Raw genomic sequence first — 15,552 nt, forward strand, 5'->3', positions numbered from 1 at the left:
GCCGCCGTCGACGACCCGTCTCAGAAGGAGCCGACGATGAATGAACCGAGCAGCTCGACCGGGGCGACCCGCGCTGCGAACCCGGCCACCGCTCGTGATCGTGCCACCCGCCCCAGCGGTTTCAGCGTCGCCGCGGTGCTCGGCGGCACCCTGTTGGGCCTGGCCGGCACGCAGCGCCCCCGCATCCCGCACCGACGACCGCCTCGGGCAGAGAAATGACACCCCGTTCAGCCGCGGTGACTGCCGGCGGCTTCACGCTGCCTCTCTGCACCGAGACGGTTCCGGTCACACGAGTCCGACCCGACGATCTGGGTCTCGCCACCGCATCGATAGTGGCCTATCACGCACGACGCGCAAGCGCGCACCCGTCAACCCAACCATGCCCGTCGCGAATCACATCGAGTCAGGAGACACCATGACCGTACGACTGCTCAACCCCGACAAGGCCGGCCCCGACCCGCTGTACCATCACGTCGCCGTCGCGACCGGGGACACCCATGTGCACATTGCGGGCCAGGTCGCATGGGACGAGAACGGCGAGCTGGTCGCCGGTGTCGAGCAGGCCTCACGCGAGTTCGATCTGCCTCGACCGCCACTCGCCGCGATCGGGGTCGACATCCTGTTCGATGAGGGCATCCTTGTTGAAGCGGAGGTCACCGCCATCGTCGACACCTCTCGCCCTGGCCCGTCCCTGCAGGGCGGACGGTGAAGCCCGATACCGAAGGAGCAGCCGATGCCCTGGAGCACGCGTGAGCTGGCAGAACTCGCCGGCACGACCGTGAACACGATCCGCCACTACCACCGGCTCGGTCTGCTCGACGAACCCGAGCGCCGGTACAACGGGTACAAGCAGTACGGCGTGCGAGACCTGGTGCGCCTGCTGAGGGCCCGACGGCTTGCGGAGCTGGGGGTTCCCCTGTCGCGGATCGGGCAGGTCGGCGCAGGTGACGAGAGCACGCCGGATGCGCTCCGGAAATTGGATGCAGAACTCGCGGCGAGTATCGAGCGTCTGCAGCGGGCTCGCACTGACATCGCCGTGATCCTGCGTGAGAATGCGCCTGCGGATGCGCCGGCCGGGTTCGCGTCGGTCGCGTCGCGCATGTCGGAGGCGGACAGCTCGATCATCCACATCTACACGCAGCTGTATGACGAAGAAGCTCTCGCCGATCTGCGGCGCATGGTTGAAGTCGACGCCGACGCCGGCGCGGTCGGGGAAGCGATCGATGCGTTGCCGGAGAACGCGGATGACGCGACTCGACAGCGACTTGCAGAGCGGCTCGCTCCAGCCCTCGCGCAGAACCTGGTCGAGTATCCGTGGCTGGCGGACCCGGCAGGGCATCTGTCGAAGAGTGAACGCGTCACCCAGCAGACGTTCATCGAGGCAGCGGTCGAACTGTACAACCCCGCACAGCTCGACGTTCTCGGTCGCGCCGGCGTGCTCGCTCAAGAGCAGTTGCGCACCGAACGAGGGAAGGCCCCGGACGATGCGTTCTGAGACGACCACGACCATCCAGCGAATCGAGAATGCCGCGATCGCGGTGGCGATTCTGCTCGCAGTGATTGCGTTCGGTCAGCCCTGGTGGCTGCTGCTCGCCGCGTTCCTGCTGTTCGATCTCTCCGCTGCCGGCTATCTGCGAAGCGCTCGCATGGGCGCCGTCACCTACAACGCGGTGCACAACTACGCCGGCCCGGCGATCGTGTTCTCGCTCTACGTGATCCTGCTCATCATGGATCGTCATGTGGTCTGGCTTGCCCTTCTCGCGGCGTGCTGGGCGTTTCACGTCGCCGTCGATCGAGCGCTCGGGTACGGACTCAAGCTGGAGGATTTCGCTCATACGCACCTCGGGCGGATCGGCCGGCGGTCGCAGATCACGCCAGACTGAGGCAGCCGGCCGGTTCTGAGGTGCTCGCGAACGATGGAGGGAGACCCGTATGGGGTCGGCCAAGAGACCGAGGAGCGACATCTTCCGGGTCTGGGTGAGCAGCGCGGTCGCTTCCGTCGCCGCTCTCGCGGTGCTGGCGATCCTGGTGTACGTCGTGCACATCGACCTCCGCGAGCTGGACCAATGGATCGTGCCGGTCTACGCGATCTCGTGGCCCGTGTACACCGCGCTGTACGTGGGCTGGGGATACCGGGTGTACTCGCGCCTCGACCATGCCTCACTCAGGCGCGTGACCGTCGCCGAGAACCGGCATGAACACCGTTCGCTGCCGCGATTCCTCGGCCTGACCGGCACGACCAACACGACCATCTCGGCCGCCGTCGTGGCCGTCGCCGTCACCGTGGCGATCGCCCAGCAACCGGCGTTTCGCGGAGAACCCCTCTACATCGTTCTCGCGCTGCTCACCGTCGCGAGCTCCTGGATCCTGATGGTCTTCTCCTTCGCGCAGAGTTATCTCCGGCTGGGGGCCGGGGCCGGAGACGGCGACGGAGACGGCGACGGTGCTCACTTCCGTTTCCACCTCCCCGACCGCGCGCACTTCAGCGACTACATCACGTTCGCCGTGCTGATCTCCACCATGGCCGCCACGACCTCAGCCGACCCCGCCTCCCGTACGGCCTGGCGCATCGTGCGCGGCAACGTCGTCATCGCCTTCGTCTTCAACTCCGTCATCATCGCCATGATGGTCTCGTTCCTGTTCGGCGGACTGTCGGGGTAGCGAACGATCAGCGGAAGCAGCCGGGTCAGGCGGAAGTGAAGGGGCTCTGCTTCTGGCTCACAGGACTTGACCATGTTCTGAGAACGCGGTTTCTACTGGGGAACAGCCGGGACGAATCTCGGCGTTCGCCACCCAGTTCGAGGAGCTCACCGTGAATCCCGTCGAGGAACTCATCCGCAATTTCCAGGATCTCGTGGCCCAGGTGCCTGAGATCTTCCAGCCGTTCATCGTCTTGCTGGCCGGCGCCGTTCCCTTCATCGAAGGCGAGGGGGCAGCCATCATCGGCATCGTCGGCGGAATCAATCCCATCATCGCGGGCATCGCCGGCGCCGCGGGCAACTTCGTCGCCGTACTCGTCGTCGTACTCGTCACCTCGCGAGCTCGCAGCGCCGTCGTGAGTCGTCGTTCGGCACGCGCACCGGCGACGGTGGGCGCCCCGGCAACCGTGGGCGCTTCGCGTTACGCGGGCGCTTCGCGATACGCGGATGCCCCGGAGCTCGAGGAGCCCGCGCCCGCCAAGCCGGAGTCGAAGGGCCGTCAGCGCTTCAAGAGATGGCTCATCCGATTCGGCGTGCCCGGGGCCAGCATCCTCGGCCCGCTCGCGATCCCGACGCATTTCACGGCCGCCATGCTCGTCGCCGGAGGAACCCCTCGAGCGTGGGTGCTGCTCTGGCAGGCCATCGCCATCGCGCTGTGGACGACGGTGGGCACGGTCTCGGTCTGGGCCGCTCTCACCTTCGTCGTCGGCGTCTGAGCACCTACGACCTCGTCCGCGCACGTCCGTCGACGAGAACAACAGAGTCGACGAGAACAACAGAGTCGACGAGAGCACAACAGGGTCGACGAGAGCACAACAGGTCGACGAGAGCACGACAGAAAGGAACGACCGATGATCCCGCATCCCGACGGCCCACTCGCCCGCCCCGAACCCGCGAGCCCCCGCGAGAACACCCCCTCCGACGCATCCACCTTGGCGGAGGACCTGCTCCTCCTGCTGTTCCAGCCCGACTCCGGAGCGATCGCCGGCGAGAACACCCTGTTCTACATCCTCGCGGGAGCAGTGGTCGCAGACCTCGCCCTCGGCGACCACGTGAGGACGAGCCGGAACACGAAGGTGGAGGCCGTCGAGCACCGGCCGCCGGCCGATGACATCCTCCGAGCCGCCTGGGACTACGTCTCTGAGAAGCCAAGGGGCGTCCAGACGATCCTCGCTGCGATCGGGCCGACGCTGCGGGGGCCACTGCTGGAGCGGCTCATCGAACGCGGCGACGTGCGCCGAAGCACCCGCAAGGCACTCGGGTTGTTCGAGATGGCCGTACTCGAAGACGGCGGGACCGCTCGTCGCGATCGCCTGATCGCCGAGATCCGCGACGTGCTCGTCGACGGCGCGGAGCCGTCGCCCCGTGTCGCCGCGCTCGCCGCATTGCTCTCCGGAAGCGGCACACTTCCCCAGTTCCATCGTGAGATTCCCTGGTCGTCGCCGGTCATCACCAGGGCGAAGGAACTCGAAAGGGGCAACTGGGGGGCCGGAGCCGCCGCCGAGGCCGTCGCCCGCACCATGACGGCGATCATCGTCAACAACGTCATCATCGCCGCGGCCGTCCTTCCGCGGAATAGCTGAGCCCCGGCATCCGCTCGACGGCGTCGCGGATCGTGATGATGTGCCGGAGGTCGTATCGATCCGTGGTCGGCTTCGGGGTACGGTCCAGAAGAGGGCCACGTGCAGCGTGGCCACCGTCGAATGCCCGAGAACGGCAAGTGGGGGATGGAATGCGGATGGATGTGCCTGCGGTCTCCGGTTCGGTGATCGCCGAGTTGCATGCGCGGCTGCTGCAGCGAGGGAGCGTGTTGGCGACTGCTGATGCGCTCGACGGTGGGCTGGAGTTTCAGGTCGAGTCGATCCTTGCGGAGACGTTCTCGCAGTTGGGCGACGGCGGGGTCGGCTCGCCGCTCGTCGCGGTTGAGTACAGCGAGCTCGAGGTGTTGAGTGCGCACGGACAGCTGTCGGCTGCGTTGGACATCGATCCATCTGAGGCGCTGATGGCCGCGGAACTGCTGTACGGCGTGGCGTTGCCGCTCGTTGCCGACGCCGCTGCCGAAGCGTCCGGTCAGCGACGGGACCTGGATGTCGCGCGGGCGTTGCATCATGCGATCTGGCGGCGGTTCCCGCCCGGCGCCATCGCCTATGTGGAGGTGCTCCGGCATCAGCTGCGGTCGACGCATCGTGAGGCGCGGTTACGACTCGCGCGCGAGCTGCACGATCGGATCGCCCACGGCATTGCGGCCGGAGTGCAGCGGTTGGAGGCGGCCCAGCTGGGTCGACCGGATGAGGAGGTCGCGACGGCGATCGGGATCCTCCGCGGTGCGCTCGCAGACACGCAGGACATCGCCGTCGACCTCCGGGCGAAGGTCGGCGACAAGGATCTGGCTGAAGCGCTCGAGGACTACGCGTTTGCGACCGGCGGGCGCGGCACGCTGCCCATTCACGTCACGCAGGTCGGTGCGGTGAGGCCGCTGAGCGACCTTGCCCGTGAGGAGCTGTTCACGATCGTCACTGAGGCGACCCGCAACGCGCGCACGCACGCACGGCAGGCGACCGCGGTGCAGGCGCGTCTGGAGTGGTCGTCGACCGAGTTGCACATCACGGTCACCGACGACGGGCTCGGCTACGCCGACGGCGTTCGCCAGCCCACCTCGCTCGGGCTGCACGGCATGGCCGAGCGCGCCGGCACGATCGGAGCGACGGTGGAGTTTCCGACCGCGCCCGGTGCTGCGGGCGTACGACTCAGGTTGCCGTTCGTCGGCCGGAGCGCAATGTGACGGGCGCGGCATCCGTGACCGTGGTCATCGCGGACGACCACGAACTGTTCCGGGACGGGCTGCGGGCGATGCTCACCGCGGCCGATGGAATCGAGGTCATCGGTGAGGCCGCGACGCACGATCAGGCGTACGAGCAGACGATCGCGACACGACCAGATGTGCTGTTGCTCGACGTCGAGATGCCCGGCATTCCGGTGCTGTCGACGATCAGCCGGGTCCGAGCCGAGGCCCTCGACACGCGGATCCTCATCGTCACGATGCATCGCGACCGGGTCCTCGCGAATCACCTGCGAGCGGCGGGCGCGGCAGGGTTCGTGTCGAAATCGGCGCCGGCCAGCGAGCTGGTCGACGCGATCCGTTCCGCGGCCTTCATCAGTGACACTGTCGGCCGGGCCGCGCCCGTCGCCTCGATTCTGTCGCTGCGCGAGAAGGAAGTGATGCGGCTGATCGCGCACGGCATGTCCAATGAGGAGATCGGTCGATCGTTGTCGATCTCGGTCGGCACGGTCAAACGGCACAACACCAACATCTTCACCAAGCTCGGGGCGTCCTCCCGCACCGCCGCCGTGCAGAAGGCGTCACGGCTCGGCGAGATCGAATCACCGCGGTCATGAGCGAGCCGTCGTCTGATCCGGCCCCGCAGAACGGCGGTGTGGTTCCTTCAGGCGCGCGATCGGCTCCGATTGCACTGCTGCCCCCGTCGTCGGGCCGCCTTCGCGCGGCCATTCGCTGGGTGGCGATGGCCGCCGCTGGAGCCTCCGTGAGCGCGCTGCTCATCTTGGAACACCTCCAGCTTCCCGGGTTCGACGTCGTCGTCTTCTCGGTGGACACCTCCCAATGGGAAGTCATCCTTCACTTCTTCTTCCTCGGCTCGGCGTGCGTGGCGGCAGGGACAATCACGCATCAGCTGACCAGAGCGACGCGGACGCTGGAGCGCGCAGCCGGCTGGGCGCTCGGACCACTTCTCATCCTGTGCGGAATCGCAATCGGCCTCTTCTTCCTGCTCCTCATCGCGATCGCCTCGGTCAGGCAGTACGTCACGATCACGGCGGACGACGGCACGCAGCACCTGGTCCGCGCCCAGACTTGGCATCACACCAGGTACACCGTCCTCGAGCCTGCTGAGGAATGGGGCCCGTGGTACTCGGACGGCGCATCGATCCTCACGGACGACCCGAACAACGCGCTCGCGAACGGCGAGTACGGCCTGATACGAACGCCGAGGGGCTACCGCCTGACATTCGGTTCGCCGCCTGGAGACGGCCGCTCGTACGAACTCGTGTGGTGAACTCCTTCGGTGCATCGGACAGGCGGCGGCTCGGGCACGTGGAATGTAGCGAAGGTCGTATCGACGCACTGACGGGCCCCGACGTACGTTGCCTGTAGCCCTACCGTCACCGACCTGAGATGAGCCGACGTGGAACCGTACAACGCCGCAATACCCGACCGCGACGTGCCGGGCAGGGCGGCTGAGCAGATGCCGGAGGCCCTCATGAAGGCCGATGCGCGACGGGCGCGGGCTCGCCGGGTTCTCGGCCCTGTGCTCACGGTCGTGCTGACGTGCGTCGCCCTGCCGATCAACCTCTTCGCGATGTTCGGGCTCTCGATGAGCCTGCACGACTACGACACCAGCGGTCAGGGTGGCCCGTTCCGCACGTGCACGGCAGATTCCACGGAGTGTTCGGGCATGAACCCGGTCGGCATCGTGCTCACCAGTGCGGTGCTCGTCGGCATCGCCGTCGCCATCGGCTTCGCCGGACAGGCCGCTGCCGCGTTTCCCTCCAAGCTGATCGGGCGAATCACCATGACGACGTTGAGCGCCATCGTGACGGTGGCCGGTGTGGGGCTCATCTGGTCACAGCCCTTTCGCGGGGGCAGCTGAACGAGCGCCCTATCGCCGTTTCGGTCGGCTCGCCGATGCGTACCATCCCGCGTTGGATGCGATCTGCAGACCGTGCTACGTGTGTGGCGCCGTGTTGCTCTGGTCAGTGGGGTGATATCAGCGGTTGAATGAGCAGACGACGACCGGAGGCGGCAATGACGACACTCGACGGGCGATACGAGTTCCGTGGCGGGTTCCCCACAGAGCAGACCGTGACCACGGCGTACGACAACGCCGACTTCATCCGCGCGGTGACGTGCTACAAGCACTTCTTCCCCGCTGTGTCCGGCATGGCCATCCTGAAGGGCACCGAAGCGGTTGGAGTGAGACCGAATCGGGTGTTCGGAACGATGGACACGCGCCCCGGCCAGATCGGGTTCACCCTGAACTCCGACACGCCCTACGCGCCGGTCTTGCTCGATCTCAGCGGCGGCCCGCTCGAGGTCACGATCCCGCCGGGCCCGATCGTGGGCGCGTCACTCAACGCTGACCAGAGCTGGATCAGCGATGTGGGCATCCCCGGACCGGACGCAGGCAAGGGAGGCCGGCATGTGTTCGCCACCGCAGATCATGACGACGGCTTCCCCGACGGCGCCTACGTGCACCGCGCGTTGGGCAACCGGGTCGTGGTCGGCCTCCGGGCGATCCCAGTAGGCGGTGACGTCGACGCGGCGATCGACCTGTTGCGCTCCGTCGAGGTGAATCCGTTGCGCCACGACACAGCATGGGAGCAGCCCACGTGGCTCGACCTCACGGGCAAGCCGCAGGACACCACGCCGCTCGAGGTCCAGGGAACGATCGGCTACTGGCGTCTCCTGCACGACTACCTCAGTACCGAACCCATTCATGCCGACGACCGGTCGTACATCGGTGAACTCGCCGTTCTCGGAATCCGCGGCAACACACCGTTCGCTCCGGATGAGAGGCTGACACGCATCCTGGTCGACGCGGCCCGCGAAGCCGACGCGCAGCTGCGCGTCCAGTCGCTCGCCGATCGTCGAGAGGATCGTGTGGTGTGGACCGATCGGCAGTGGGAGTGGGTGACCCTGCGCCCCGAGAACGCGGCGTTCGAGATCGACGGGCGACCTGACGTCGACGCACGAGAGACCTGGTTCTACCAGGCCATCGCTTCATCACCGGTGATGTTCCGCCGCCAGGCCGGCCAAGGGTCGCTGTACTGGTTCGTCGCGCGCGACGACACCGGTGTCTATCTGGGCGGCTCTCGCTCCTACCGTCTCCGAGTGCCCCTTCCCGTTCCGGCCGGGCTGTTCTGGTCCCTCACCGTCTACGACGCGGAGACCCGATCGCAGATCGCCACCGCCCAAGACGCAGCCGCGGTGCGATCACTGTTCGAACTCGACGGGAAGCTCGACGGAACCGACGCCGAGATCGTCTTCGGCCCCGAGCGACCCGATAGTGATGCGGCCGCGTGGGTACAGACTCAGCCTGGGCGCGGCTGGTTCGCGTACTTCCGCATCTACGGTCCCACGCCGGCCGCGTTCGACCACAACTGGCGACTCGACGACATCACACCGACGGACTGATCACGGTGAGACTGTTCGTCGGCGTGAACCCCTCGAGGTCGGCTGCCACGCGCGAGATGACGTCGTGACGGAGCCGGATCTGGCGTCGTGGCAGGACACGTCTGTGAAGACGGCCATCCTCCGATTCGTCGAGTCTGCGACGACCGGCCCTTCGGCGATTCCGGTCGAGGAGCGGATCGCCGTGTTCGACAACGACGGCACGTTGTGGACTGAGAGGCCGTTGCCGGCGCAGGTCGGGTTCATCGTCGAGCAGTGGAGTGCGATGGCCACAGCTGATCCGGCGCTCACCGCCCGTGAACCGTACCGCAGCGCGGTGCGCGGTGATTTCTCCTGGCTTGCCTCTGCGCTGCGCAAGCACCTTGCCGGTGACGACACCGACCTGCACATCCTGATCGGTGCGATCACGCGCATCACGGAAGGGATGGGCGTCGCTGACTACGCGGCGTCGGTGGCCGAGTTCGCGGCGAGGGCGGAGCATCCCGTCCTGCGCCGCCCGTACGCCGAGACGGTGTACCGGCCGATGCTCGAGCTGCTGCGATACCTCGAGCGGGCGGGCTTCACCTGCTACATCGTGTCCGGCGGCGACCGCGACTTCATGCGGCCGTTCACCGAACGCGTCTACGGCATCCCTCCGGAGCGGGTGATCGGCTCGGCCGTCGGCCTGCAGTATGACGACGCCACCACCGAAGTGAGGTACGGACCGTCGTTCTCGTTCATGGACGACGGTGCAGAGAAGCCGGTCCGAATCTGGAGCCGCGTCGGGCGACGCCCCATCTTCGCTGCGGGCAACTCCGACGGTGACGCCCAGATGCTCGACTACGCCCTCGGCGGAGCACGGCCGGGATTCGCGTTGCTCGTCCATCACGACGACACAGAGCGGGAAGACCCCGCCTACGACACCGGCGCGGAGACCGTGCTGGCATCTGCCGCCGACCGCGGATACACGGTGGCCAGCATTGCCCGCGACTGGACGGACATCTGGACCGACAGCACCCGCACTCACACGGAGACGAGGATGAAATGACCGACACCGACACCAGCACGGACGCGCTCGCGCGCGGGACGCACCGCCACGCGGTCGAGGCCGCGATCTGGGGTATGGCTGCCGTGAACTTCCAGCTGATGCGGGAAGTGATGACTTCGGGCAAGACCAACGAATTCGTCTACTGGTCGCAATTGCTCGACTGGCAGAATCAGACGCTCACCCCGAACCCCGACCTGATCTACTACATGGCCTTCTTCGACACCCATGACGGCCCGGTCGTCGTCGAGATCCCGGGTGAGAGCGACGGTCAGGCGCTGAACGGCTCGATCTGCAGCCTCTGGCAGGTTCCGCTCGAAGATGTCGGTCACTTCGGCGTCGATCAGGGTCGCGGCGGCAACTACCTCATCCTCCCTCCCGGATGGGATGAACCGGTGCCGGAGGGCTACATCGCCTTGCCCTGCGAGACCTACAGCTCCTACGCGCTGCTGCGCTCTGTGCTGGGCGAGCACACCCAGGAGGCCCTCGACAAGGGCCTCGAGCTATGCCGGCGCATCCGCGTCTACCCCCTCGCCAGCGCAGGCAGCCCGCCCGAAACCCACGCCCGCGACCTGCAGGGCAAGGTCGTCGACGCCACCATCCCGTACGACCTGCGCTTCTACGAGCTCCTGCACCGGGCCCTCCAAGACGAGCCGCTCCTCGCACGCGACCGACCCTTCGCCGAGATGCTCTCCTCGATCGGCATCCGACATGGCGAACCGTTCCGGCCATCGCCGGAGCTGACCGCGATTCTCGAAGACGCCGTCGTTGAGGCGCATGCGTGGGTGAAAGCCGAGTACGAGCAGAACTTCGATCCGTTCTTCGCAGGCACGCAATGGTTCTTCCCCGGCCGCACCGACTTCACCGACAGTCAGCGCGACGGTTTCGACGCCCACCCTGAGGGGTACCCCTACCTCAACCGCGGTGTCATCTATCACATGGCCTTCATCGGCATCCGGTACCTCGGGATCGGACAGTTCTACCTGGTCGACCTGCGCGACAGCGACGGCGAATTCTTCTCCTCGAACAACAGGTATCGGATGCGCGTGCCCGCGAACGTCCCCGTCTCGCAGTTCTGGTCGGTCACCATGTACGACGCCGGCACCCACGCGTTCATCCGCGGCAACACGAAGTACTCCGTCTCGTCGCAGACGCCCGGGCTCGTCACCAACGACGACGGCACCGTTGACGTCTACTTCGCGCCGCATGCCGCGCCGGGCGAGGAGGCGAACACCATCGAGACCGGAGACTCGGAACGCTTCGAGCTGATGTTCCGGTTCTACGGAGTCGGCAAGGAGGTCATGACCAAGGAATGGGCTCTGACCGACGCGACTCGTGTCGACCACTGATGAACCCAGCGCACAGCGAGGCCCGGGCGCTGCGCGCGTCGCAACTGCACCGTCGCCGACCGAGGCGACGTGGGTCAGCAGCGCGAGCGCAACTCCCTGGTCGAGCATGCCCGCTTCATCGACGAATGGTCCGCACGCGGGAAGGCGAGCGGATGCCGCGGGGACGGCGACGTTCCTCGATCGGGTGACCTTTCGATTTTCAGTGAGCCTGGGCGGTTTTCGCTCAGTTCTTATGTGTGCGATATCGCGCTGATCAGGGATTCTTCGAAACGGTCACAGTTGGTGGCACAGATTCGGTTCGGAATCGGGGTCGGCGATCAGGCTCGTCGGTGACGAATCTGTGTAGGGACATCGGTAACACTTCGTATGCCAAGACATCGGCACACTCCGGGGTGTCGGTCTGCGGGTCGCGAGTCGCTAATCGGAGCGAGCGGCGATCAATGCATCAAGCTCATCGGACACAGCGTCAACGAGATCAAGGTGTCGCAGGAACTTCTCCGCGATCTTTGCCTGCTTCTTGAGAGTCGCCGCCGACTGAATTTTGACTTCGAACTCGGAAGAGATCGCAGTAAGACGCTCGAGTTCAATTCGCAGTTCCGACTCTCTGTCGTTCGACTGCACTCCTTGAAGGGGCTGGCTCGACGGTTCTTCGTTGCCCTCGAACCCGTCCTCTCCAAGCCCCGAGTGACCGCCCAATGAGGCGAGCGCACGCTTCATCGCCGCCGCATCCCCGTTCAGGCGATGCTCAGCCCTCGCCGCTGTGTCCTTCCCGAGGTCCCGACGCAGCGTCTTAGTCACCGTCTTGAGTGCGCCCTTCAGCCCCTTCTCCGTTGCACCCGCCCCGACGACTGCATATGCGGTAGAACCATCCGTGATCGCGGGTTTGGCGCCATCGCCCGCCATCGCGACCGGGATCATCACTCGGTAGACGTAGCCGATAGCGCTGTCGTGAATCTCGAAGTCGTCCGGATCAACACCTGCGGATCGGGCGGACTCTCGCAACTCTTCGGTGAACTCATAGTCAACGATGATGAGTGGTGGGACTGCGATCTCGATAGTTGCCGCGAGACCCGAATCGTTCACGTGAAGTTCCATAGTCATCCATTCGCGCGGGTAGCACATGAATCGTGCGCGTTGGCGCGGGAGCAGGCAGCTTGACCGCACCAAATGTGCTGCATCGTGATCCTACTGTGCGCTGCGCACCTCATCGGCGACCCGGTCTTGCGGGGCGGGTCGCGGCAGAACGCGACGGGAGGGCCCGTGGCGCGCTGTCGGGGCGGGGCGGTGGCTTCGCCGGGCCAGTAGGCGGTAGCCGAGCTCGTCGATGATCAGCAGGGGCTGTGCCGGCGAAGAACCGCATCCGGGTCGCCCATTTGCCTTCGATCGCGGCGCAGAGCGCCCCCCGCCCCCGAGGTGCGCGACGGGGCTTGGAACTCGTTACCTGAGTTGCCCACCACTGGTTGATGATCGCCCGCGACGCAGGCAGCGCGTGTGGGCAGCGAAGCGGTCGCGTTCACATCTACAACACCGAGCGCCCTCACCAGGGACTGCCCGGTCGCGTCATGCCGCTGACAGCATGGTCGGCGACCCCGAAAGCCCAGGCGCCACGACCGAAGCCTGACCGGCCGAGACCGCAACGGGCAGCGTCGACCGATTCACCCATCCGCACGATTCCGGTTGTCGGCGGCATGCGTGTCCTCAAGCTGCGTGAGAACGGCAGCATCCGTCTACGCAAGATCACCTACATGGTTGACGGCCAACGCGCTGGCGAAGACGTGCTCGTCAGCGAAGACGGTGACCCCATCACCGTCGCCGACCTCAACGGCACGGTCCTGATCGAGCACAGCAGGCCCGCGCCCGGGATCAAGTACGTCGGCAACGGCAAACCCCGCGGCCGACGCCCCCGAACCACCGTAGCGTCACCGATGTCCTGAGACATGAAGTGTCACCGATGTCCTGAGGCAGTTTCGTCACCGATGTCGTGAGACATCACAATCCCGCTCCAGGCGGCGGCGGTCGCCTGCGTCGACGGGGCATCTTGGGCGGTCTGTCCTCGGTCGTCACTTGCGGACCTCCTTCGTCGCCGGTTGCGTCGACACGGCAAGTGAGACCCAATCAACCGCGTCCAGTTGCATTGTCAGCCGCGCATGCGCGTCTGACGACCTAGTCGCTGCAGCGACTCCGCTAATGGACTCGGCCTTCGGGAGGTTCTCGAGGAAATGGGCTGCGATGAGGCCGCCGAGCGAGGGGATCGAGGCGATCTGCTTCGCGATGCTGTCCTGGTCGATGCCGGCGACACGCATGAGTTCCTCGAGCAGCGCATCACCATCACCCCTGCGGTGGCCGTTGCGATCAGCGAGCGGGCTCAGGAGTTCGGTGAGTCGGTCCACGTCCAGACGGGACTGCCAAGCGGCGTCACGGAGTGCATTACCGACGATGCTGAAGTCGTGCCGACCCTCGACCAGGTCGGCGATCGTGCGTTCCCGAGTCGTCGTGGGCAGGCCGTCCAGCACGGTGACGTCCTGCTCGGGCAGCACTCGGGTTCGGTGTCGGACGTCTGCTCGCTGGGTCTGCTTGCGGGTTGGGGTCGTGAACTCGCTTTTCATCGCCCGTAGGTCGCCGATGTCGTGGAGTCGAGCTGCCGATTCCCCGGAGACGACGGCGCTTCCCGGTCGTTCGCTGAGGCGCTCGTACGCAAGCTTCGCGGGCTCGGTTGCCAGCCATGCCGCACGCAGTTCCTCATGCTGTCCGCCGGGTGCGCCGGCAACCCTGTACACCCCGTGCGACAGGCGGATCAGGTCACCGGACTCAGCCAGTCGCGTGAGGTTCATGTGGCTGATGCCGCGCGCGCTGGCTTGTGCTGAGGTGACCATGCCCCACTGGGATCCGGACACCTCCGCCAGCACTCGGAGCGCCTCACGCGATTTCATGCTTGGATTCTAACGAAAGATGTGAGTTTCCAAGCATGGAGATTGGATTTGGGCCATTCCGGGTGAAGACGTTCCGCGTGACCTCTCTCGCATCGTGCGCGGTGATCAGAGCGAGACCTGCTCCCCGATGCGTACCCCGTCCTTGAGAGTGACACGCAGACTCTGCCACCAAGCACCGCACCGGTGAGATGCTCATACACGGAGGCCCTGCCCGGGCGCCCGGGCCGGTATGCCGATCCCCGAACGGAGATCCCAGCTTGCCCATTGGCGTGCCCCTGCGGGCATCCTCACTGGGCGATGTTTCTTGGTCATTACAATTCGCGCACCGGCGAGCGTGCGGATGGGCTCGAACTGCGGTCGCTCGAGCACCGGCTATGGGCACTGGTGCTCGCCACCGCTACCGAAACCGCCACCCTCGTCAAAGACAGCTACCACCGTTGGAAGGTGAAGCTCGAGACCTCTCACCCGGACCGTGCCGATCAGCTGAGCTCGGTCCACGGCCGGCTGCCGGTGAGCTTTGCTAGCCGGTCCACGATCGCAGACTGCCAGTACTTCGGGTCGGAATTCCGCATCCAGCGGCGCAGCACCTCGATCTCCTCATCGTGGCGGCCGAGCTTCCGTAAGATGATCGCCGCCTGCTCGGTGTAGAACGGTGGCAGCGCCCGCTTCCCCTCAAAACGGCTTCCGTCCTCGGCAGCCTCGATCGCCTTGTAGGCCAGCACCAGCGCCTCCTCGAGCCGACCGTCGCGCTTCAGCTGCTTGATCGGTTCGACCAGCTCGAGGTAGTGGACGCCGTCCACCAGCGACGCCCGGAATTGGTCACCGCGCTCATCATCGCGGGCGATCGCATCGGCGACCATTCGGCGTGCTCGCTGGTGGTTCGCCAGCCGTTTCTCAGCCGAGGTCATCGGCGGGCGGTCGACCTCGTTGAACGTCCATCGAGGCTTCCGGCTTCCGATCCAGGCCCACCCTTCGACCCGGAACCCGCTCGGGGTGTCGGCGGAGAACAACCGGACTGGAACTGTCACCGCGCCGTCGCCGAGCGGAAACCCACCGGCTGTCCCCGACGAGAGGTATCCGATCCGATCCCCTTCGACGTGCACCGCGATCGCGCCGGCGTAGACCGGGTTGTCTGGTTCGCGCACCAGAACGCCGGTCCTGTCGAGCATCCCCACCCCGGAGATCCCGTGCCTGAGCATCAGCGCGTGGGCGGCAGCTTTGCTGGTCGTGGTGGTGCCGGCCAACCACTCCTCGTCACGCTGGTTCGAAGCAGCCGCGACGAACTGACGCACGTCCGGCTGAGAAACCGCTTGCTTCGACCTGGCAATGTCATCCATGCACTCAT

At 66.1% G+C, this 15,552-nt stretch carries 18 protein-coding genes; 15 read left to right on the top strand and 3 right to left on the bottom strand.

All coding sequences use genetic code 11. The features are described from left to right. Positions 1-36: 36 nt before the first annotated feature. The 14 genes from FHG54_RS04735 (at position 37) to FHG54_RS04800 (ending at position 11,277) form a co-directional block, all read left to right on the top strand. Positions 37-219, top strand: a complete 183-nt coding sequence (locus FHG54_RS04735; protein ID WP_139416256.1) for a hypothetical protein — start codon at positions 37-39, stop codon at positions 217-219. A gap of 196 nt (positions 220-415) precedes the next feature. Then, on the top strand, positions 416-709 hold the full coding sequence (locus FHG54_RS04740) for a RidA family protein (protein ID WP_139416257.1): 294 nt from the start codon (positions 416-418) through the stop codon (positions 707-709). Between the two features lie 24 nt (positions 710-733). Then, on the top strand, positions 734-1,495 hold the full coding sequence (locus FHG54_RS04745) for a MerR family transcriptional regulator (protein ID WP_139416258.1): 762 nt from the start codon (positions 734-736) through the stop codon (positions 1,493-1,495). Further along, positions 1,485-1,883: a DUF4260 family protein gene (locus FHG54_RS04750; protein ID WP_139416259.1), complete on the top strand. Its 399-nt coding sequence runs from the start codon at positions 1,485-1,487 to the stop codon at positions 1,881-1,883. The genes FHG54_RS04745 and FHG54_RS04750 overlap by 11 nt, the downstream gene beginning before the upstream one ends. A 49-nt stretch (positions 1,884-1,932) precedes the next feature. After that, positions 1,933-2,661: a DUF1345 domain-containing protein gene (locus tag FHG54_RS04755; protein WP_139416260.1), complete on the top strand. Its 729-nt coding sequence runs from the start codon at positions 1,933-1,935 to the stop codon at positions 2,659-2,661. A gap of 151 nt (positions 2,662-2,812) precedes the next feature. Continuing rightward, complete coding sequence (locus FHG54_RS04760) at positions 2,813-3,415, top strand: small multidrug efflux protein (RefSeq protein ID WP_139416261.1); 603 nt, start codon at positions 2,813-2,815, stop codon at positions 3,413-3,415. Between the two features lie 135 nt (positions 3,416-3,550). Then, positions 3,551-4,282 (top strand): GOLPH3/VPS74 family protein, encoded by a 732-nt coding sequence (locus FHG54_RS04765; RefSeq protein ID WP_168197105.1) that lies wholly within the window; start codon positions 3,551-3,553, stop codon positions 4,280-4,282. A 155-nt stretch (positions 4,283-4,437) separates the two neighbouring features. Then, positions 4,438-5,481 carry a sensor histidine kinase gene (locus FHG54_RS04770; protein ID WP_168197106.1) on the top strand — a complete coding sequence of 348 codons (1,044 nt, stop codon included), beginning with the start codon at positions 4,438-4,440 and terminating at the stop codon, positions 5,479-5,481. Between the two features lie 14 nt (positions 5,482-5,495). After that, complete coding sequence (locus tag FHG54_RS04775) at positions 5,496-6,095, top strand: response regulator transcription factor (protein WP_210415469.1); 600 nt, start codon at positions 5,496-5,498, stop codon at positions 6,093-6,095. Between the two features lie 146 nt (positions 6,096-6,241). Beyond that, positions 6,242-6,769 (top strand): hypothetical protein, encoded by a 528-nt coding sequence (locus FHG54_RS04780; RefSeq protein ID WP_139416264.1) that lies wholly within the window; start codon positions 6,242-6,244, stop codon positions 6,767-6,769. A gap of 129 nt (positions 6,770-6,898) precedes the next feature. Beyond that, positions 6,899-7,363 carry a hypothetical protein gene (locus FHG54_RS04785; RefSeq protein ID WP_139416265.1) on the top strand — a complete coding sequence of 155 codons (465 nt, stop codon included), beginning with the start codon at positions 6,899-6,901 and terminating at the stop codon, positions 7,361-7,363. A gap of 155 nt (positions 7,364-7,518) precedes the next feature. Further along, positions 7,519-8,907 (top strand): DUF1214 domain-containing protein, encoded by a 1,389-nt coding sequence (locus FHG54_RS04790; protein ID WP_139416266.1) that lies wholly within the window; start codon positions 7,519-7,521, stop codon positions 8,905-8,907. A gap of 103 nt (positions 8,908-9,010) precedes the next feature. After that, complete coding sequence (locus FHG54_RS04795; protein ID WP_168197032.1) at positions 9,011-9,931, top strand: HAD family hydrolase; 921 nt, start codon at positions 9,011-9,013, stop codon at positions 9,929-9,931. After that, positions 9,928-11,277 (top strand): DUF1214 domain-containing protein, encoded by a 1,350-nt coding sequence (locus FHG54_RS04800; protein ID WP_139416267.1) that lies wholly within the window; start codon positions 9,928-9,930, stop codon positions 11,275-11,277. The genes FHG54_RS04795 and FHG54_RS04800 overlap by 4 nt, the downstream gene beginning before the upstream one ends. A gap of 417 nt (positions 11,278-11,694) precedes the next feature. Here the strand turns inward: FHG54_RS04800 and FHG54_RS04805 are convergent, their stop codons facing one another. Continuing rightward, the gene (locus FHG54_RS04805; protein ID WP_139416268.1) at positions 11,695-12,372 is read right to left on the bottom strand and encodes a hypothetical protein; all 678 of its coding nucleotides are present in this window, start codon (positions 12,370-12,372) and stop codon (positions 11,695-11,697) included. 368 nt (positions 12,373-12,740) lie between these two features. On the opposite strand from FHG54_RS04805, the gene FHG54_RS04810 reads away from it, so the two are divergent. After that, positions 12,741-13,211 carry a hypothetical protein gene (locus tag FHG54_RS04810; protein WP_139416269.1) on the top strand — a complete coding sequence of 157 codons (471 nt, stop codon included), beginning with the start codon at positions 12,741-12,743 and terminating at the stop codon, positions 13,209-13,211. Between the two features lie 126 nt (positions 13,212-13,337). Here the strand turns inward: FHG54_RS04810 and FHG54_RS04815 are convergent, their stop codons facing one another. Both FHG54_RS04815 and FHG54_RS04820 read right to left on the bottom strand, forming a co-directional pair. Continuing rightward, the gene (locus FHG54_RS04815; RefSeq protein WP_168197107.1) at positions 13,338-14,183 is read right to left on the bottom strand and encodes a type IV toxin-antitoxin system AbiEi family antitoxin domain-containing protein; all 846 of its coding nucleotides are present in this window, start codon (positions 14,181-14,183) and stop codon (positions 13,338-13,340) included. Positions 14,184-14,686: 503 nt separating this feature from the next. Then, on the bottom strand, positions 14,687-15,544 hold the full coding sequence (locus tag FHG54_RS04820) for a hypothetical protein (protein ID WP_139416271.1): 858 nt from the start codon (positions 15,542-15,544) through the stop codon (positions 14,687-14,689). Positions 15,545-15,552 lie beyond the last annotated feature (8 nt).

This window comes from Agromyces laixinhei (assembly GCF_006337065.1).
Lineage (GTDB): Bacteria > Actinomycetota > Actinomycetes > Actinomycetales > Microbacteriaceae > Agromyces > Agromyces laixinhei.